This window comes from Lentzea sp. NPDC037011 (assembly GCF_055607425.1).
Genome location: NZ_JBVJRT010000012.1, coordinates 40,201 through 58,519, shown reverse-complemented (window position 1 = coordinate 58,519; position 18,319 = coordinate 40,201). Strand labels below are relative to the sequence as shown.

17 protein-coding genes are annotated in these 18,319 nt (G+C 70.0%); 13 read left to right on the top strand and 4 right to left on the bottom strand.

Annotation, left to right across the window (positions count from 1 at the left end; genetic code table 11):
• Nucleotides 1-53 precede the first annotated feature (53 nt).
• The 4 genes from ACZ7CH_RS32240 to ACZ7CH_RS32225 are packed head-to-tail and all read left to right on the top strand — an operon-like array spanning nucleotide 54 to nucleotide 4,193.
• The gene (locus tag ACZ7CH_RS32240; protein WP_360390078.1) at nucleotides 54-968 is read left to right on the top strand and encodes a branched-chain amino acid ABC transporter permease; all 915 of its coding nucleotides are present in this window, start codon (nucleotides 54-56) and stop codon (nucleotides 966-968) included.
• On the top strand, nucleotides 965-2,677 hold the full coding sequence (locus ACZ7CH_RS32235; protein WP_360390075.1) for a branched-chain amino acid ABC transporter permease: 1,713 nt from the start codon (nucleotides 965-967) through the stop codon (nucleotides 2,675-2,677). The genes ACZ7CH_RS32240 and ACZ7CH_RS32235 overlap by 4 nt, the downstream gene beginning before the upstream one ends.
• The gene (locus ACZ7CH_RS32230; protein ID WP_360390072.1) at nucleotides 2,674-3,480 is read left to right on the top strand and encodes an ABC transporter ATP-binding protein; all 807 of its coding nucleotides are present in this window, start codon (nucleotides 2,674-2,676) and stop codon (nucleotides 3,478-3,480) included. Before ACZ7CH_RS32235 ends, ACZ7CH_RS32230 begins: the two co-directional genes overlap by 4 nt.
• Nucleotides 3,477-4,193, top strand: a complete 717-nt coding sequence (locus ACZ7CH_RS32225; RefSeq protein ID WP_360390069.1) for an ABC transporter ATP-binding protein — start codon at nucleotides 3,477-3,479, stop codon at nucleotides 4,191-4,193. The genes ACZ7CH_RS32230 and ACZ7CH_RS32225 overlap by 4 nt, the downstream gene beginning before the upstream one ends.
• A gap of 160 nt (nucleotides 4,194-4,353) precedes the next feature.
• On the opposite strand, the gene ACZ7CH_RS32220 is transcribed toward ACZ7CH_RS32225, so the two are convergent.
• The gene (locus ACZ7CH_RS32220) at nucleotides 4,354-4,713 is read right to left on the bottom strand and encodes a hotdog fold thioesterase (RefSeq protein WP_360391443.1); all 360 of its coding nucleotides are present in this window, start codon (nucleotides 4,711-4,713) and stop codon (nucleotides 4,354-4,356) included.
• 153 nt (nucleotides 4,714-4,866) lie between these two features.
• On the opposite strand from ACZ7CH_RS32220, the gene polA reads away from it, so the two are divergent.
• The 5 genes from polA (at nucleotide 4,867) to ACZ7CH_RS32195 (ending at nucleotide 11,523) form a co-directional block, all read left to right on the top strand.
• The gene (gene polA, locus ACZ7CH_RS32215) at nucleotides 4,867-7,494 is read left to right on the top strand and encodes a DNA polymerase I (RefSeq protein ID WP_458434340.1); all 2,628 of its coding nucleotides are present in this window, start codon (nucleotides 4,867-4,869) and stop codon (nucleotides 7,492-7,494) included.
• 719 nt (nucleotides 7,495-8,213) lie between these two features.
• Nucleotides 8,214-8,957, top strand: coding sequence for a HalD/BesD family halogenase (locus ACZ7CH_RS32210; protein ID WP_360390064.1), 744 nt, complete (start codon nucleotides 8,214-8,216; stop codon nucleotides 8,955-8,957).
• Between the two features lie 20 nt (nucleotides 8,958-8,977).
• Nucleotides 8,978-10,207 carry an argininosuccinate synthase gene (locus ACZ7CH_RS32205; RefSeq protein ID WP_470375675.1) on the top strand — a complete coding sequence of 410 codons (1,230 nt, stop codon included), beginning with the start codon at nucleotides 8,978-8,980 and terminating at the stop codon, nucleotides 10,205-10,207.
• Nucleotides 10,204-11,106 (top strand): methionyl-tRNA formyltransferase, encoded by a 903-nt coding sequence (locus ACZ7CH_RS32200; protein WP_470375674.1) that lies wholly within the window; start codon nucleotides 10,204-10,206, stop codon nucleotides 11,104-11,106. The genes ACZ7CH_RS32205 and ACZ7CH_RS32200 overlap by 4 nt, the downstream gene beginning before the upstream one ends.
• A gap of 27 nt (nucleotides 11,107-11,133) precedes the next feature.
• Nucleotides 11,134-11,523: a RidA family protein gene (locus ACZ7CH_RS32195; RefSeq protein WP_360390054.1), complete on the top strand. Its 390-nt coding sequence runs from the start codon at nucleotides 11,134-11,136 to the stop codon at nucleotides 11,521-11,523.
• On the opposite strand, the gene ACZ7CH_RS32190 is transcribed toward ACZ7CH_RS32195, so the two are convergent.
• Both ACZ7CH_RS32190 and ACZ7CH_RS32185 read right to left on the bottom strand, forming a co-directional pair.
• Nucleotides 11,447-12,241: an aminotransferase class V-fold PLP-dependent enzyme gene (locus ACZ7CH_RS32190; protein WP_470375742.1), complete on the bottom strand. Its 795-nt coding sequence runs from the start codon at nucleotides 12,239-12,241 to the stop codon at nucleotides 11,447-11,449. The two genes, ACZ7CH_RS32195 and ACZ7CH_RS32190, sit on opposite strands and share 77 nt — an antisense overlap.
• A gap of 201 nt (nucleotides 12,242-12,442) precedes the next feature.
• Entirely contained in the window at nucleotides 12,443-12,907 is a 465-nt protein-coding gene (locus ACZ7CH_RS32185; RefSeq protein WP_470375673.1) for a DUF1453 domain-containing protein, read from the bottom strand.
• A gap of 63 nt (nucleotides 12,908-12,970) precedes the next feature.
• On the opposite strand from ACZ7CH_RS32185, the gene ACZ7CH_RS32180 reads away from it, so the two are divergent.
• Nucleotides 12,971-13,567, top strand: a complete 597-nt coding sequence (locus ACZ7CH_RS32180; RefSeq protein WP_470370628.1) for a TetR/AcrR family transcriptional regulator — start codon at nucleotides 12,971-12,973, stop codon at nucleotides 13,565-13,567.
• Nucleotides 13,568-13,673: 106 nt separating this feature from the next.
• Nucleotides 13,674-16,682 carry an AfsR/SARP family transcriptional regulator gene (locus ACZ7CH_RS32175; protein WP_470375672.1) on the top strand — a complete coding sequence of 1,003 codons (3,009 nt, stop codon included), beginning with the start codon at nucleotides 13,674-13,676 and terminating at the stop codon, nucleotides 16,680-16,682.
• Between the two features lie 36 nt (nucleotides 16,683-16,718).
• Here the strand turns inward: ACZ7CH_RS32175 and ACZ7CH_RS32170 are convergent, their stop codons facing one another.
• Nucleotides 16,719-17,168 carry a winged helix-turn-helix transcriptional regulator gene (locus ACZ7CH_RS32170; RefSeq protein WP_360390039.1) on the bottom strand — a complete coding sequence of 150 codons (450 nt, stop codon included), beginning with the start codon at nucleotides 17,166-17,168 and terminating at the stop codon, nucleotides 16,719-16,721.
• Between the two features lie 71 nt (nucleotides 17,169-17,239).
• Between ACZ7CH_RS32170 and ACZ7CH_RS32165 the strand changes: the two genes are divergently transcribed.
• Together ACZ7CH_RS32165 and ACZ7CH_RS32160 are read left to right on the top strand one after the other, a co-directional pair.
• The gene (locus ACZ7CH_RS32165) at nucleotides 17,240-17,752 is read left to right on the top strand and encodes a GNAT family N-acetyltransferase (protein ID WP_470375671.1); all 513 of its coding nucleotides are present in this window, start codon (nucleotides 17,240-17,242) and stop codon (nucleotides 17,750-17,752) included.
• Between the two features lie 24 nt (nucleotides 17,753-17,776).
• Nucleotides 17,777-18,238: an NlpC/P60 family protein gene (locus ACZ7CH_RS32160; RefSeq protein ID WP_470375670.1), complete on the top strand. Its 462-nt coding sequence runs from the start codon at nucleotides 17,777-17,779 to the stop codon at nucleotides 18,236-18,238.
• The last annotated feature ends 81 nt before the right edge of the window (nucleotides 18,239-18,319 follow it).

Below are 18,319 nucleotides of genomic sequence, written 5' to 3'. Positions count from 1 at the left end.
CTGCGGCGGGGGCGGGCGAAGTTTGCTCGCCCCCGCCGTCTACGGAGGTAGTCGTGTCAGTCCTGCTCCAACAGCTGGCGAACGGGGTCGTGCAGGGCGCTTTGATCGCCCTGATCGCCCTCGGGTACACGATGGTGTACGGCATCATCCAGCTGATCAACTTCGCCCACGGTGAAGTCTTCATGGTGTCCTCGTACGGAGGACTCGCCACGTTCACGCTTCTTCCTGACGACCTCAAGAAGTCGCCTGCCGTGGCTCTGCCGCTGATGTTCCTGGGCGGCATCCTCGTCGCGGTCGTCGTGGCCGTGGTCATGGAACGCTTCGCCTACCGGCCGCTGCGCAACGCGCCCCGGCTCGCGCCGCTCATCACGGCGCTCGGCGTCTCGGTGTTCCTCCAGGAGGCCGTGCGCGTCTGGTACCCCGACGCCACGTCCAACCTGCCCTACCCGAAGGTCTTCCCGACGGGGAGCCTCGCCCTCGGCCCCATCAGCGTGCCGTGGACCGGCGTGCTGCTCGTGGTGCTGTCGGTCGGTCTGTCGATCCTGCTGCAGACCTACATCAACCGGTCGCGGATGGGCCGTGCGATGCGGGCCACCGCGCAGGACCCCGACACCGCGAAGCTGATGGGCATCAACCCCGACCGCGTGATCGTGCTGACGTTCGTGTTCGGTGCCGTGCTCGCCGGTGTCGCCGGCGTCATGTTCGGCGGATACCTGAACAACATCAACATCGACATGGGCTTCCAGAACGGCATCTTCGCCTTCACGGCAGCCGTGCTGGGCGGCGTCGGCAGCATCCGCGGTGCGGTCATCGGCGCGTTCATCATCGGTCTGATCAAGACCCTGGCCGGCCAGTACATGCCGGGCGGTACCCAGTACGACTACGTCTGGATCTTCGTCGTGCTGATCCTCGTGCTCGTCTTCCGCCCGCAGGGTCTGTTCGGCGAGCCGGAAAGGGTGCGCGCATGACCACGACCGCTGCTGAGAAGCGCTCCGCTCTCGCGCCACTGGGCAAGCCGTTCGCGGCCGTCGGCGGCGTGCTGTCGATCGTCGCGGCCATGCTGCCGTGGGTCACGTTCCCGCTCAACGACGGGAACTGGCCGGACAAGTCGACGCTGTCGTTCTTCGACGCGCCGTTCGCGCTCACCGGCTTCCGCTGGCACATGCTGGTGCTCGGTGTGCTCGTGCTCGTCGCCGCCTTCGCGCCGACCCCGTCCAAGGGCCGCGTCGTGCGCGCGCTGGGCTGGGGCGTCCTGTCGGTGGCCGCCATCAACGGCATCTACCTCGTCGTCAAGGGCGGCGGGTTCGGTGCCATCACCGCGTACAAGGACGTGGTGGCGTTCGGCAGCATCGCCGGCGTCGTCGCCGGTGTGCTGGTGATCCTCGCCGGCTACGGCATCGGCATCGAGCCGCCCGGCAACTGGCGGATCAAGCTCAGCACGCCGGTGGCGTACCTGGTGCTGCTGGTGTCGTTCGGCGCGGTGCTCTACGCCGTCTCCGCGATGCTGACCACCGGCGGTGTCGGTGCCGGCAACCCGTACGCGGGCGCCATCTTCCTGTCGTTCCTCGGCTTCGCCGGCGGTCTGCTGGCGGCGCTCAACGGCATCGGCTACACCAAGTGGATCTCGCACCTGTCCGAGGAACACCGCGTGTTCAGCGTGATCGTGCTCCTGGCGTGCGCGCTGCTGCTGCCGTTCACCGACGCCGGCAACGAGTACTGGATGACGGTCGCGGCGAACATCGGCATCTACGCCGCCACCGCGATCGGCCTGAACATCGTCGTCGGCCTCGCCGGTCTGCTCGACCTCGGGTACGTGGCGTTCATGGGCATCGGCGCGCTCGTCGCGGCGAACTTCTCCGGTGCCGCCGCCGCGAACTTCGGCATCGACCTGCCGTTCCCGGTGGCCGCGGTCATCGCGGCGGTCGTGGCCGGCATCTTCGGCGCCATCGTCGGTTCGCCGACGCTGCGCGTGCGCGGTGACTACCTGGCGATCGTGACGCTGGCGTTCGGTGAGATCTTCACCCGCTCCGCGCAGAACAACATCGGCGGCATGACCAACGGCTCCAACGCCATCCCGGGCGTCCCGCAGCTGTCGCTGTTCGGCACGGAGTTCAACAAGCAGTTGACCCTCGGCTCGGTGAAGCTGCCGGCCGGTGTCCTCTACTACGTGCTCATCGTGCTGCTGGTCGCGGCGACGATGACGGTGTTCGCGAACCTCAAGTTCAGCCGCATCGGCCGTGCCTGGATCGCGATCCGCGAGGACGAGGACGCGGCCCGCGCGATGGGCATCCGCACCGGCAAGATGAAGATCCTCGCGTTCCTCATCGGCGCCATGCTGGCCGGTCTCGCGGGTGCGGTGTTCGCGCACAAGAACGGCACCGTGTCCTACGAGTCGTTCAAGTTCCTCGAGTCGATCACGCTGCTCGCGGCGGTCATCCTCGGCGGCATGGGCTCGATCCCCGGCGCCGTGCTCGGTGCCGCGCTGCTGTTCGTGCTGCCCGAGAAGCTGCGCGACTTCGAGGACTACCGCCTGATGATCTTCGGCCTCGCGCTGGTGCTCATCATGCGGTTCCGCCCGCAGGGCCTGATCCCCGACGCGCACCGGCGCGCGGAGCTGGCCGATGAGAACGTCGACGGCACCCACGTCGACGAGCTGCCGAAGGAGGCGAAGGCGTGACGCCGGTGTTGGAGGCGCGTGACGTCTCGATGGTCTTCGGTGGCCTCAAGGCGCTGAAGAACGTGACGTTGTCGCTCGACGAAGGCAAGATCGTCGGCCTGATCGGCCCGAACGGCGCGGGGAAGACCACGTTCTTCAACTGCCTCACGGGTCTGTACACGCCGACCACCGGCCAGGTGCTGCTCAAGGGCAACGTCCTGCCCGGCGACCCGGCCAAGGTGACCGACGCGGGTCTCGCCCGCACGTTCCAGAACATCCGGCTGTTCCCCAGCATGACCGTGCTGGAGAACGTCATGGTGGGCAGGCACGTGCGGATGAAGCAGGGTCCGCTGGCGTCGCTGTTCCACGGCCCGGCCTACCACCGCGGCGAGAAGGCGGCCCGCGAGCGCTCCCGCGAGCTGCTCGAGTTCGTCGGCCTGCGCGGACCGGACGACGAGCTCGCGCGCAACCTCCCGTACGGCGACCAGCGCCGTCTTGAGATCGCGCGCGCGCTGGCCACCGACCCGTCGGTGCTGCTGCTCGACGAGCCCACCGCGGGCATGAACCCGCAGGAGACGGAAGCGACGCAGCAGCTGATCTTCCGCATCCGCGAGACGGGTGTGTCCGTGGTCGTCATCGAGCACGACATCAAGTTCATCTTCGGGCTGTGCGACTCGGTCTCCGTGCTCGTGCAGGGCGAGCTGCTCGTCGAGGGCAGCCCCGAGGTCGTGCGCGCTGACCCGCGGGTCATCGAGGCCTATCTCGGCAAGCCGCCGGAGGAAGTCGAGCACGACATCGAGGCCGCGAAGGGGGAGCAGGCATGAGCCCGCTGCTCGAAGTCCGCAACCTCTCGGTCGCCTACGGCGCGATCGAGGCCGTCCGCGACATCTCGTTCACCGTCGAGGCCGGTCAGATCGTGTCGCTGATCGGCTCGAACGGTGCGGGCAAGACCACGACCCTGCGCACCATCTCGGGTCTGCTGCGCCCGGTGTCCGGCGAGATCCTGTTCCAGGGCAAGCCGATCCACAGCGAGCCGGCCCACGCCATCCTCGGCATGGGCATCTCGCACTCACCGGAGGGCAGGCGGCTCTTCCCGCGGATGACCGTGGAGGAGAACCTCCAGCTCGGCGCCTACGTCCGCAAGGACGACGGCGTGCAGGCCGACATGGACCGGGTCTACGAGCTGTTCCCCGTCCTGGGCGAGCGCCGGCACAACAAGGCCGGCCTCTTCTCCGGCGGTGAGCAGCAGATGCTCGCCATCGGCCGCGCGATGATGTCCAAGCCGCGCCTGCTCATGCTCGACGAGCCCTCCATGGGCCTCTCGCCGATCATGACCCAGCGCATCTTCGACACCATCAAGGAGCTGCAGTCGCTCGGCACCACCATCCTCCTGGTGGAGCAGAACGCACTGGCCGCCCTCGCGTTGTCGCACCACGGCTACGTGATCGACCTCGGCCGGACCACGCTGAACGGTCCCGGGCACCAGCTGCTGGCCGACCAGCGGGTGCGCGACGCGTACCTGGGCGAGTCGCACTGAGCCGGTAGCACGGCGAACGGGGCGGAGGAACCTTCCTCCGCCCCGTTTCGCTGTTCAGCCCGGCCGTGGTCCACGTTCGGGCGTGACGAGTCGAAAGCGCAGGTGGCTCCAGGCCAGCGCCGCATCCACTGTGGACACCGGGTGGGACCTGCCCCGGTGCTCAGGCCCCCGGTGCCTTGGGGCGGATGATGCACGTGAGGCGCGCGGTGCAGGTCCGCTTGCCCTCCTCGTCGGAGATGGCGATCTCGAACGTCGCCGTGGACCGTCCCAGGTGGAGCGGGCGGCACACGCCCGTCACGATCCCCTCGCGCGCCGCGCGGTGGTGCGTGCAGGACAGCTCCAGCCCGAGGGCGATGGAGCCGAACGACGCCGCGTGCATGGTGGCCGCGACCGAGCCCAGCAGCTCGGCGAGCACCGCGTTCGCGCCGCCGTGCAACAGCCCGAACGGCTGGCGGTTGCCCTTGACCGGCATGGTGCCGACCATCTCCTGGACATCCCATCGGGTGATTTCTATGCCCATGCGGGTGTGCAACTGCTCGTCTGCGTACTCGGTGGGCAGGTCGCCGATCACGTGCGCTCCAGGGCTCAAGCGAAACTGTCAGACCACCACCCTAGACTCGGGCTCGTGACTCCCTCAGACGTGAAGCGGCTCCTGCTCATCGACGGTCACTCGATGGCCTATCGAGCGTTCTACGCCCTGCCCGCCGAGAACTTCCGGACGGCCACCGGGCAGGTCACGAACGCCGTGTACGGGTTCACGTCCATGCTCATCAACATCCTGCGCGACGAGCAGCCCACGCACGTGGCGGTGGCGTTCGACGTCTCCCGCAAGACGTTCCGCTCCGAGCAGTACCCCGAGTACAAGGCCGGTCGCTCCAAGACGCCGGACGAGTTCCGCAGCCAGGTCTCGCTGATCGGCGAGGTCCTCGACGCGCTCCAGATCTGCAAGATGGAGAAGGAGGGCTTCGAGGCCGACGACGTCATCGCCACGCTGACCACGCAGGCGGTGGAGCAGGGCTTCGAGGTGGAGATCGTCACCGGCGACCGGGACGCGTTCCAGCTCGTCAACGACAAGGTGACGGTGCTGTACCCGGTCAAGGGCGTGTCCGAGATGGGCCGGTTCACCCCCGCCTACGTCGAGGAGAAGCACGGCGTGAAGCCCGAGCAGTACGCCGACTACGCGGCGGTGCGCGGCGACTCGTCGGACAACCTGCCGAACACGCCCGGCGTGGGCCCCAAGACGATCATCAAGCTGCTCAACCAGTTCGGCGGGCTCGACGGGCTGGTCGACCGCGTGGACGAGGTGCCGGGCAAGGTCGGCGAGGCGCTGCGCGGCAACCTGAGCAACATCATCATGAACCGTCAGCTCACCGAGCTGGTGCGCGACCTGGAACTGCCGTACCAGATCGACGGTCTGGCGGTGAGGCAGTGGGACCGCGACGCGGTGCACCGGCTGTTCGACGAGCTGGAGTTCCGCGTCCTGCGCGACCGGCTGTTCCAGACCCTGTCGACCGCGGAGCCCGAGGCCGAGGAGGGCTTCGAGGTCTCCGGCGGCGCGATCCCGGCCGGCACGCTGGCCACATGGCTCGACGAGCACGCCCGTGGCGCCCGCGTCGGCGTGGCGCTGCGGATCGCGGGCCAGGACGTCGAGGGCGTCGCCCTGTGCACCGCCTCCGGTGAGGGCGGCTACGTCGCCGTCGAAGGCCTCGACGAGGCCGACGAGCAGGCGCTCGCCGCGTGGCTGGCGGACGAGGGCGTCACCAAGGCGGGCCACGACCTGAAGCTGCCGCTGCGCCGGGTCCGCGCCCGCGGCTGGAAGCTGCGCGGCCTGACCTCGGACACGGCGCTCGCGGCGTACCTGGTGCGTCCCGGCCAGCGCTCGTTCGCCCTCGACGACCTGGCGCTGCGCTACCTCAAGCGCGAGCTGCGGGCCGAGGAGTCCGGTGACGGCCAGCTGTCGCTGCTGTCGGACGAGTCGGAGGAGGCCGCCAAGGTCGCCACCGGCGCGATCCTGCGCGCCCGCGCCGTGGCCGAGCTCGCCGACCGCCTCGACGCCGAGCTGGTGACGATCGGCGGCGCCGACCTGCTGGCGAACCTCGAGCTGCCGCTGATGAACGTGCTGGACGAGGTCGAGGCCGTCGGCATCGCGATCGACGTCGACCACCTGTCCGAGCTGGAGGCGCACTTCGCGGCTGGCGTGAAGCAGGCGGCGCAGGACGCGTACTCGGTGATCGGCAAGGAGATCAACCTCGGCAGCCCCAAGCAGCTGCAGGCGGTCCTCTTCGACGAGCTGAACATGCCGAAGACGAAGAAGACCAAGACCGGCTACACCACGGACGCCGACGCGCTGCAGAACCTGTTCGAGCAGACCGAGCACCCGTTCCTGCAGCACCTGCTGTCGCACCGCGACGTCACCCGACTCAAGTCCACTGTGGACGGCCTGCTGAAGTCGGTGGCCGACGACGGCCGCATCCACACGACGTTCCACCAGACGATCGCGGCGACCGGCCGGCTGTCCTCGACGGACCCGAACCTGCAGAACATCCCGATCCGCACCGACGAGGGCCGCCGCATCCGGCAGGCGTTCGTCGTCGGCGAGGGCTACGCCGAGCTGATGACCGCCGACTACAGCCAGATCGAGATGCGGATCATGGCGACGCTGTCCGGCGACGAGGGCCTGATCGCGGCCTTCAACTCCGGCGAGGACCTGCACACCTACGTTGCCTCGCAGGCGTTCTCGATCCCCACCTCCGAGGTGACCGGCGAGATGCGCCGCCGCATCAAGGCCATGTCGTACGGCCTCGCCTACGGCCTGTCCGTCTTCGGCCTGTCGCAGCAGCTGCGCATTCCCACCGAAGAGGCCCGCGAGCAGATGGAGGCGTACTTCTCCCGCTTCGGCGGCGTGCGCGACTACCTCAACGAGATCGTGGAGAAGGCCCGCAAGGACGGCTACACCGAGACCGTGCTGGGCCGCCGCCGCTACCTGCCCGACCTCAACTCGGACAACCGCCAGCGCCGCGAGATGGCCGAGCGCATGGCGCTGAACGCCCCGATCCAGGGCAGCGCCGCGGACATCATCAAGGTCGCGATGCTCGGTGTCTTCCGCGCCCTGGAGTCCTCCGGCCTGCGTTCCCGCATGCTGCTCCAGGTCCACGACGAACTGGTGCTGGAGATCGCCGACGGCGAGCGCGAGGCGGTCGAGGCCCTGGTCCGCGACCAGATGGGCAACGCTTACCAGCTCCAGGTGCCGCTGGAGGTCTCGGTGGGCGTCGGCCGTTCGTGGGACGACGCGGCGCACTAGCGCGACCGATCCGTTCCGCCGCACTGGAAAACTTGCCGTAGAACCTGAACTCTTCCCCTCAATTTGTTGCTCGTCAACGAGTTGAGGGGAAGAGTTCGGCTGTGGCCCCGCTCCCACGCCAGTCGGTGGGAACGCTCCAATGGTGTGTCCGCGCACGTCCGGCCCGCTCATGGCGTACCGAGTCGGCCTTGACATCGGCACCGCGCGCGTAGACCGCGGTCATCGGCCGTGATGCCACCACCCGCGCCCGCCGGCCGGTCAGCCACCGGGCAGGGTGGCCCTGGCGCACCGGCGTCCTGTTCGTGCCGGGGCCGCACGAGGCCGGACAACTCGAACCCGATGTGGTTGAACCGCCGCCGACGTGGGTAGCCCCGGTGCGCGAGGAGGACCGGCCCCGCGGGTGGATCGGCGTTGCGCCGTTCGCCACCGCCGGGTTGGTCGCCCTAGCGGCGGCCGGAGGGTGCACGGCCCACGAGGTGACACGGGAACCACCGCGTGTCGTGGCCGAGAGCGCCGAGGTCCCGCCGCCCGGAACGGCGTCGCCGCCCGCGCTGCAGCCATAACGGACGTTGATCCCGCCCATTCCGGCATCGAACCACCCCGGTTAACCGCCGTTGACACCGGCTGAACAAAACCAGCAGGCTGTCGGGGCGTCACATTAGGAGCCGATTTCAGTGGGGGATTTTTTCGGCTGCAAACGACCGACCGGGGAGACGGAATTGTCCATCGTCACTTCACTGGATTCGTCCATCGAGGAGCACGTTCACCGCGAGGTGGACAACGAGCAGCTGTGGGCCTCGCGCAAGTCGTTCTACGAAACGGGCTTCGCGCTCGTGTCCTACCTGTTGCCGGCCGACGTGAAAGCCATGGTGGCCGCAGAGGTGAACGACCTGCTCGCCGAGCAGTCGATCCGCAGGGACCTGCACCTCGCCGAGACCAGCAACAGCCCGCGGTACATGCGCAACGTCACGGCGGCCGACATCCGGGCCCACGCGGGTGCGACCGTCGACCTCTACAGCAGCCCCGCCTTCATCAGGGCGCTGAGCAACGTCGCAGGTGAGCAGGTTCTGGAGTGTCCGTACGAGCCGGAGCACTACGTCATCACCCACCTCGAGCGCCCCGGTGACACGCATGGGTGGCACTGGGACGACTACAGCTTCGGGGTCATCTACGTGGTGGACTGCCCGGACGTCGAGTTCGGCGGGTTCGTGCAGACGGTGCCCGGTACGTCCTGGGACAAGAAGAACCCGCAGGTCTTCAAGCAGCTGGTGAACAACCCCATCTATTCGTACGAGCTGCGGCCCGGCGACATCTACCTGCTGCGCACCGACACCACGTTGCACCGCGTGCACCCGGTCGAGGAAGGCGCCACGCGCACGATCATCAACATGGCTTACGCGGCCGAGCGGGATCTGAGCAAGGAAATCTCGCACGAAACCATGGAAGACCTTTTCCGCGTCTGAAATAAAGTATGAGGAGCGTCGTGGTCAACAAAGTGGTTCTTGCCTATTCCGGCGGTTTGGACACCTCGGTCATCCTGGCGTGGTTGAAGGAGACCTACGAGTGCGAGGTGGTCGCGTTCATCGCGGACCTCGGACAGGGTGAGGAGCTGGACAGGGCGAGGGACAAGGCGTACGCCATCGGTGCGGCGGAGGTGTTCGTCGAGGACCTGCGCGAGGAGTTCGCACGGGACTACGTCTTCCCGATGCTGCGGGCCAACGCCGTCTACGAGGACGGTTACCTGCTCGGCTCGGCGATCGGGCGGCCGTTGATCGCGGCCAAGCAGATCGAGATCGCGAAGACCGTCGGCGCGGACGCCGTGGCGCACGGCGCGACCGGCAAGGGCAACGACCAGGTGCGGTTCGAGCTCGCGTACCAGACGCTCAACCCGGACATCAAGATCATCTCGCCGTGGCGGGAGTGGGACCTCAACACCCGCTCGCAGCTGCTCAAGTACGCCGCCGACCACGGCATCCAGATCGACAGCACCGGTGCGGCCGAGCGGCCGTACTCGGTCGACCAGAACCTGATGAACACCACCTACGAGGGCGAGGTGCTGGAGGACCCCGGCGCACTGCCCCCGCACGGCGTGTTCTTCCGGGTGCGCGACCTCGCGGAGGCACCGGACGAGCCGGAGCGCGTCACGATCACGTTCGAGGGCGGCGACCCGGTCGCGGTCGACGGCGTTCCGCTGAGCGCGACCGACACGTTCGGCAAGCTCAACGAGCTCGCGACGAAGCACGCGGTCGGCCGGGTCGACATGGTCGAGAACCGGATCATCGGCATCAAGACGCGTGGCGTGTACGAGACCCCCGGCGGTACGGTCGTGCTGACCGCGCGGCGCGCGCTGGAGGCGTTGACGCTCGACGGCGAGGTGGCGCTGCTCAAGGAGGAGCTGATGCCGCGCTACGCCAGGCTCGTCTACCGCGGTCTGTGGTTCGCCCCCGAGCGGGAGATGCTGCAGGCGGCGATCGACCACAGCCAGCAGAACATGTCCGGCGACGTCGAGGTGGCGCTGTACAAGGGGAACGTGAGCGTGCTGCGGCGCACCTCGCCGTTCTCCCGGCACAGCCGCAAGCGCGTGTCGTTCGAGGCGGGCGTGGGCGCGGCCGCCTACGAGCGGCACCACCCGGAGGGCTTCATCCGGATGAACGCGCTGCGCTTCGCGTCGGTCGCCGCGGCGGCCGACCCAGCGCCTGAGGGAGTTTCATGAGGATCGTCTTCTTCGGCTACGGCGAACTCGGCGCGGTGGTGCTCAGCGCGCTCGTCGAACACCACGACGTCGTGCTGGTGCTGACCCACCGCACCGAGTTCACCGGGCTCGGTGAGCCCCACGTGGCCGACCTGGTCGAGCAGCACGGGCTGCGGTCCGTGATCTCGTCGAACGGGCGCGAGCCCGAGCTCCCGGCGCAGCTGCGGGAGCTGGGAGCGGACGCGATCGTGTCCACGAACTGGCGCACCCGGCTGCCCGGCGAGCTGCTGACCACCTCACGACTGGGCGCGTTGAACGTGCACGACGCGCTGCTGCCGAAGTTCTCCGGGTTCGGTGCCGTCAACTGGGCGGTGCGGGAGCACGAGAGCGAGACCGGCGTGACGGTGCACCTGATGGAACCCGAGCTCGACACGGGGCCCGTCGTGGTGCAGCGGGTCGTGCCGATCGGCGACCACGACACGGCCACGGAGGTCTACGAGCAGGTGACCGCGCAGTACGTGCCGGCGACGCTGGAGGCGCTGGAGAAGCTGGCCGCGGGCGACCGGGGCACCGCGCAGGACGCGTCGAAGCGCACGTTCTGGCACCGGATCACCGAGGACGACACCAGGATCGACTGGACGAGGAGCACCAGGGAGATCTACGACCTGGTCCGCGGCCAGTCCGACCCGTACGTGAACGCCTGGACGATGCTCGACGGCCGCAAGGTCGCGGTGAAGAGGGCCGCGCCGCCGTCGATGGGCTTCTGCGGCACGCCCGGCCGGGTCGTGCGGCAGGCGGACGGCGGTGTCGCGGTCGTGACGGGCACCGAGGGGATCATCCTGCTGGAGGTCCAGGTCGACGGCGAAGAAGCACGTCCGGCGGCCGAGGTGTTCAAGAAGATGGGCGGCCGGCTCACCTGATCGTGGCCATGCGGGAGGATGCGGTGCGTGCGTACCGCATCCTTCACGCCGATCAACACGGCGATCCCCAGTCCCGGTTACGTCCAGGCGGCCAGCGTGCCCGGCGGCAGCAAGCTGCTGTTCGTGAGCGGTCAGATCCCGGTCGACGCCGACGGCAACGTGCCCGACAACTTCGACGACCAGTGCCGCCAGGCGTGGGCGAACGTGTTCGCCGCGCTCGAAGCGGCCGGCATGGACCGCACGAACATCGTCAAGGCGACGACGTTCCTGTCCGACCGCAAGTACCGCGGCGCCAACTCCCGCGTGCGCCAAGAGGTCCTCGGTGACCACGAGCCGGCGGTCACGGTGATCGCCTGCGACATCTACGAGGAGGAGTGGCTCCTGGAGATCGAGGTCGTCGCGGCCACCAGCGGGTGAGCGACCGGATCTCCGCGAGCGTCCGGTCCACCTCCTCCGGTGTGTTCGTGATGGCGGCGCCGATCCGCGCATGGGGCCGCCGGTAGGGCGCGGTGGTGATCTGGATCCGTTTCCGCTCAAGTCGGGCGACGAGCTGGTCACCGGTCTGCCCGGTGACGTCGAAGCACACGAGCCCCGCGGACAGGTCCTGGTCGCGGGGCGTGTGCACGGTGACGCCGGGCAGCTCGGCAAGTCCTTCCTTGAACCGCGTGGCCAGCTCGGTGATCCGGGCGGCCACGCGGTCCCGGCCGAGCCGCCGGTGGAACTCGACCGCGGCCTTCACTGCGTAGAAGTGCTCGAACGCGTGGAACCCGCCCGGTCCCAGCAGGGCTGTGCCGCCGCGGCCGCCCAGGCTCGGCAGCAGTGGCACCACCTGGTCGCTCACCTGCGGGTTCACCCACGTCATGCCGGTGCCGCGCGGCCCGGACAACCACTTGTGCGTGCCCGCGACGAACACGTCCGCGCCGGTCCGCGCGGGGTCCTCGTCCACGGCGGCCAGCCCGTGCACACCGTCGACGACCAGCAGGCAGCGGTCCTCCTGCGCGCGTCCCCTGTTCGCCTCGGCGACCACTTCGGCGCACGTGCGCACGGGCATGCGCAGGCCCGTGCTGGACTGCACCCAGGTGATGCCGACGGCACGGGTCCGCGGGGTGATCGCGCCGTGGAGCCTGGTCGTGATCTCGTCCTCGCGTCGAGCTTCCGCTTGAACGACTCGACCGCGTCACGCACCTCGCGCGGGTTCGACGCCAGGTAGAACTGGCCGAAGTTCACCAGATCGGGGTCCAGCCGGAACTCGCGCCGCACGGCGCCCCAGTCCAGTTCCCGCGCGGCCGCCGCTGCGGCCGGTGCGACGGCGAGCAGTCCGGCCCCGACGAGGAAGTCACGACGGTCCACGCCTGTCATGGAACCTCGCGAGCGGGCTCCGTGTCTCCTCCCGCGCGAACGGAACACCGGTGCTGAGCGCTTTCGCGCCGATCGCGCACAGCTCGCCGAGCATGCTCACGCCGATCGACAGCTGCGTGGGCGCGTGCCCGCCGATCAGGAACCCCAGCCCGGTGCTCACGCCGATCGACGCCACCCACACGAGCAACGTCCACGGCGTGTACCGCTGCCACAGGTGCCCGTCGCGTTCGTAGAGCTTGGTCGTGACGCCCCGGAGCACGCCGAACGCGAACCCCGCCGCGAGCGGCAGCAGGTAGCTCGCGTGGAAGTCCGTCGTCGCCCTGATCCCGAAGAACAGCAGGAACACGGGTGGCGCGAGGAGGTCCCTGGCGTTGAGCGGTTCACCCAGGAACCTGCGCACGAGCACGTACAGGACACCCGCTGCTATCAGCAGATATGTCATGGCTTCCCCCTAAGTAGCATGACCCTGCTACTTAAACTAGCAGGGTCATGCTACAAAGTGGCCGTGTCTCCCCGAGTCGTCGATCCCGCCGCCCGCCGCAAGCACGTCGCCGAGGCCGTGTTCCGCGTCGTCGTGCGCGACGGCGTCGAGGGCGCCTCGCTGCGCACCGTCGCCCTGGAGGCGGGCCTCGCCATCGGCTCGGTCCGCCACTACTTCGACAGCCACGACGCGATGATCGTCTTCGCGGTCGAGGCGCTGGTGGACTCGATCGGCGCCCGCGTGCTGGCCCACGTCGAGCGGCTGGGCGAGGCCGAGGGCAGGCCGGGTGTGCTCGTGCTGTCGGAGGTGCTGCCGCTGGACGACCGCCGCCGCGACGAAGCCGTCCTGTGGCTGGCCTTCGCGACGGCGGCGCGCACCAGGCCGGCCCTGCTCCCGCACGCCGAACGGCTGTACGACGGGCTGCGGTTCCTCTGCGGGGAGGTCGTGCGGCGGATGGTCGCGGAGGGCACCGCCGCCGCGGACCTCGACGTGCGGGTGGAGGTCGAGCGGCTGGCGGCACTGGTGGACGGGCTCACCGTGGGCGGGGTGCTGCACCCCGATCGGATGACACCGGAACTGGCGGTGGCGTTGCTGCACCGGCACCTGGAGTCGCTGCGGTAGCACCGGTCGTGGCCCGGAACGCCGAAACGCGTTGCCCCGAACGCCGAGTAGTGCATCCTCGTAGACGCACACGCGTGCTCATCTACTGGGGGATGGGGGTGTGGGCGTGAAAGCGCTCGTACTGGGGCCAGTCGAAGTGTGGGTCGGCGACAGACAGGTGAACCTCGGCGGACCGAAGCCGAGAACCCTGCTCGCCGCGTTGTTGTTGCAACCGAGGCAGGTCGTGCCGGTGGAACGGCTGATCGACCTCATCTGGGACGACCAGCCGCCGCAGACCGCGGTCGCGCTGGTGCACACCTACGTGTCGTCGTTGCGCAGGGCGCTCGACAAAGCGCTGATCACGCGCGCACCGGGGTACGTGCTCGACGTCGACAGCGATGCCGAGATGTTCGCCGGGCACGTCGCCACGGCGCGGCAGGCGGAGCGGGCAGGGGACCTGAGCACCGCCGTCGCGCACTACCGGCAGGCGCTGGCGCTGTGGCGCGGACCGGCGTTGCACGGGGTCGAGGCGCAGTTCGCACGGGGGCACGCGCTCGCACTCGGCGAGCAGCGGCTCAGCGCCGAGGAAGGCCTCGGCAGGTGTGAGCTGCACCAGGGCCGGGAGCAGGACGCGATCAGCAGGCTCACCGCGTTGGCCAACGCGCACCCGGCGCGCGAGGAGACACGTGAGCTGCTCATGCGGGCATATCACCGTGCGGGGCGCACAGCGGATGCGCTCGCGGTGTACCGGGAAGCCCGCGAGTACCTGCTGGACGAGCTGGGGATCGAGCCGGGCGAGAAGCTCAGGGACCTGCAGACCGCGATCCTGAACGGCACGATCGAGGAGTCGCCCGCCAGGGCGGTGCCGGCACCGGTCGTGGTCCGGCCGCAGGTGGTCCCGCACCACCTGCCGCCGGACATCAGCGACTTCACCGGCCGCGAGGAGGCGCTCAAGCAGGTCATGGCGCTGTGCGAGGCGCCGGCGGACAGCACCGCGACGCCGACGGTCGTGGTCTCCGGGTTCGGCGGGGCCGGCAAGTCGGCGCTGGCCGTGCACGCCGCGCACCTGTTGCGCCGCACCTACCCCGACGGTCAGCTGTTCGCCGACCTGCGCGGGGCCGGGCGCGACCTCGAACCGCAGGAGGTGCTCGGGCGGTTCCTCGGCCTGCTCGGCATCCCCGGCAACGACCAGCCGGCGGCACCGGACGAACGCGTCGAGCTGTACCGGCGCACGGTCGCGGACCGCAGGCTGGTGGTCGTGCTCGACAACGCCAGGAGCGAGGCGCAGGTGAGGCCGCTGCTGCCGGGCAACGCCAACTGCTTCGTGATCATCACCAGCCGCAGCCGGCTCACCGGCCTGGAGGGTGCGGAACCGATCGAGCTGGGGTTCCTCGGCGAGGAGGTTTCCGCGGAGATGCTGAGCCGCATCGTCGGCACCGAGCGCGTCGGCGGTGAACCCGAGGCCGCGCAGCAGATCACGAGGCTGTGCGGCGGGGTTCCGCTGGCGCTGCGGGCGGCGGGCGCGAAGCTGCTCGCCCGGCCGCACTGGCCGCTGCGGACGCTGGCCAGGCGGCTGTCCGACGAACGGCGCCGGCTCGACGAGCTGGAGACGGGCGACCTGGCGATCCGCTCGTCGCTGCGGCTCAACTACGCCGAGCTGGACGCCCGGCACCGCAGGGCCTTCCACCTGCTGTCGCTGCTCGACCTGCCGGACTTCGGCGCGTGGGTCGCGGCGCCGTTGCTGGACATCCCGCCCTACGACGCCGAGGACGTCGTCGAGCACCTGGTGGACCTGCGGCTGGTGGACGTCGCGGGCGTCGACCAGCTCGGCCGGGTGCGCTACCGGTTCCACGACCTGGTGCAGCTCTTCGGCGCCGAGCAGGCGGCGGCGGAACCGGCGGAGGAGGTCGCGGCGGCCGTCGCGCGCACGCTCGCGACGTGGCTCGCGCTCGTGGAGACCGCGGTGCGGGCCTTGCCGCGCGTGACGCTCGGCCTGCGCCCTCCGCTCGCCCCGCCGGTCGAGGTGGACCCGCGGCTGGCCGAGGACGTCGAGGAGGACCCGACCGGCTGGCTGCACGCGGAGACCGGTGCGGTGGTGCGGGTCGTGGAACGCGCGCACGACCTCGGTGTCGACGAGCTGACCACGACCGTCATCGCGTCGCTGCTGTCGTCGCCCTTCGCTGCCCGCAACGAGTTCGGCAACTGGCAGCGCACCCACGAGGTCGCGCTGCGGGCCGCCCGCGACCGCGGCAACCGGCGTGCGGAGGCGGTGCTGCTGGCCGGGCTCGGGCAGCTGCGCTACGAGCAGGACGACTTCGTCGAGGCGTTGCGGAACTTCGAGCAGGCCGCGGAGATCGCGCGGGACATCGGCGAGACCGCGACGCTCGCCGTCGCGTGCGTGGGCATGGGCACGGTCCTGCGCGACCTCGCGGAGTTCGAACCGGCCCGCGAGCTGCTCGGCCAGGCGATCGCGCTGGGGGACGAGGGGGTCGTCGCCGCCGCGAGCTACGGCGTCGGTGCGATCCACCGCGACCACGGCGACCTCACCGAGGCGGTCGCGGCGTTCGAGCGGTGCGTCGAGCTCTACCGGCGGCTCGGCGACCAGCGCGGTGAGGCGCTGGCGTTGCGCGGGCTGAGCCTGTGCCACCGCGCGGAGGGGACGTACGTGCGGGCGGTGGAGCTCAGCCGGGACGCGGAGCGCGTCCTGCGCGCCGCCGGGGACGAGCTCGGTGCCACGTACGCGGTCCAGTCGCTCGCCAAGGCGGCGCTGCGGGCGGGTGAGGCCGCCGGTGTCACCGACGTCGAGGACCTGCTGGCCGGGTGCCTGGAGGTCTGCACCCGTCAGCACGACCGGTTCGGCGTGGCGCTCGTGACGAGGACGCTCGGCGAGGCCGCGCTGGCGCGGGGCAGCGACGACGAGGCCGCCGGCCTGTTGCGGGACGCGCTCGACCGGTGGACCGCGCTGGGGCTGCCGATCTGGCGGGCCCGCACGATGCGCGACCTCGCCGCCGCGACCGGGGACGAGGAGGTCTGGGCCGAGGCCAAGGCGCTCTTCAGCGTGCTGCGCGCACGGGAGGCGGGGGAGCTGGCGGGGCTCAGCGCCGTCGAGTGGCGGGCGGCGCACCTGCCCGCGTGAACCACGGCCTCGCCCGGTGCCACCCGCCGGGCGAGGTCACCCGCGCGCCGTCACGTGCACGTCCCGCGCGGTCAGCTCGGCCCCGCAGTCCGCGCACTCGACCTTCGCCCGCACGCCACCGCCGCAGTCGCGGTGCTCCAGCGTGAACGACTCGTCCTCCTGCTCGGTCAGCATCCACTTCTCGCCCCACGTCCGCAGCGCCATCAGCACCGGGTAGAGGTCCTTGCCCTTCTCCGTGAGGCGGTACTCGTGCCGTGTGCGCCCATCGGCCTGGTACGGCACGCGCTTGAGCACGCCCTCGTCGAGCAACATGCTCAGCCGGTCGGTCAGCACGCTGCGGGAGATCTCCATCGTCGTCTGGAAGTCCTCGAACCGCCGGGTGCCCAGGAAGATCTGGCGGAGCAGCAACAACGTCCAGCGCTCGCCCAGCAGTGCGGCCGGGCGGCCCAGCGTGCACGGCAGGCTGGCGAAGCTCGCGTACGACATGCCCCCAGGATATCCCTTGAGTTCGTTTTTCGAACTCAGCTACAGTTCGGATTCCGAACTCAGGGGGTCTCATGCGCGTCACCGAGCTCGACCGGGCCACGGCACCGGCGGCGGTGGACGCCGTGTTCGCCGGTCTGTCGGCACGAAGCCGCTTCCAGCGCTTCCACTCGCCGACACCGCGCCTCACCGCCGCCGCGCGCCGGGTGCTGGTGGACGTCGACGGCACCCGGCACGCCGCCGTGTGCGCCCGCGTCGGCGATGACCCGATCGGCATCGCCCGCGTCATCCGCACCGGCGAGCGCGGCGCGGAGATCGCCGTCGCCGTCGTCGACCGCTGGCAGCGCCGCGGCGCCGGCCGGCGGTTGCTGGAGGCGCTGACCGAGGTGGCCGCCCGGCTGGGGTTCGCGGAGCTGCACGGCGACGTGCTGCCCGGCAACCACGCGATGCTCGCGCTGGTCCGCAAGGTGCTGCCCGGTGTGCAACTGAGCGAGGAGATCGACACGATCCGGCTGAGCTACCCGCTCGCCTGGGCCACCGCCGAGGTCACCGACGCGGACCTTATAGCGAGTTTGCAGGGCATTTAGAGGTCGGTGCTCGACCATGGCCCCGTGACGACTGCACGCACCGCCGGACGCAGGATCGGCCGCGCCGAGATCGTGGAACGCGCGTGCACGTGGCTGCGCGACTCGGTCCCGTACGGGCAGGCGAAGTACCACGCGAACGAGCACGGCATCTACCGCGCCGACTGCTCCGGGTTCGTGTCGATGGCCTGGGGCCTGCCCGGCAAGCCGGACGACCGCCACGGCGGCCTCGACACCCCCGGTCTCGCCGGTGTCAGCGCGGCGGTCGAGCGCACGGAGCTGCGCGCGGGCGACATCGTCCTGCGCACCGACGGCACCAACCTGACCCGGCACGTCGTGATCTTCGCGGCGTGGGCGGAGGAACGAGACCGGTACTGGGCGTACGAACAGGCGGGCGGGCACCGCACGCGGCTGCGGGTGGTCCGGTACCCGTACGACAGCGCGGAGGAGCTGTACGTGCCGCGGCGGTACCGCGGCCTCCTCGACTGACCGCCGACCGGCCGTTCACGGTTGACCGGCCGGCCGAACTCGGGCCGTTCGACCGGACCAAAACTTCACACCGACTTGCTA

Bases quoted from the DNA above. Each gene is read 5' to 3' on its own strand.
- ACZ7CH_RS32165 (WP_470375671.1), top strand. From the start codon at position 17,240: ATGCGCGTCACCGAGCTCGACCGGGCCACGGCACCGGCGGCGGTGGAC.
- ACZ7CH_RS32200 (WP_470375674.1), top strand. From the start codon at position 10,204: ATGAGGATCGTCTTCTTCGGCTACGGCGAACTCGGCGCGGTGGTGCTC.
- ACZ7CH_RS32225 (WP_360390069.1), top strand. From the start codon at position 3,477: ATGAGCCCGCTGCTCGAAGTCCGCAACCTCTCGGTCGCCTACGGCGCG.
- polA (WP_458434340.1), top strand. From the start codon at position 4,867: ATGGCCTATCGAGCGTTCTACGCCCTGCCCGCCGAGAACTTCCGGACG.
- ACZ7CH_RS32235 (WP_360390075.1), top strand. From the start codon at position 965: ATGACCACGACCGCTGCTGAGAAGCGCTCCGCTCTCGCGCCACTGGGC.
- ACZ7CH_RS32185 (WP_470375673.1), bottom strand. From the start codon at position 12,907: ATGACATATCTGCTGATAGCAGCGGGTGTCCTGTACGTGCTCGTGCGC.
- ACZ7CH_RS32170 (WP_360390039.1), bottom strand. From the start codon at position 17,168: ATGTCGTACGCGAGCTTCGCCAGCCTGCCGTGCACGCTGGGCCGCCCG.
- ACZ7CH_RS32220 (WP_360391443.1), bottom strand. From the start codon at position 4,713: ATGGGCATAGAAATCACCCGATGGGATGTCCAGGAGATGGTCGGCACC.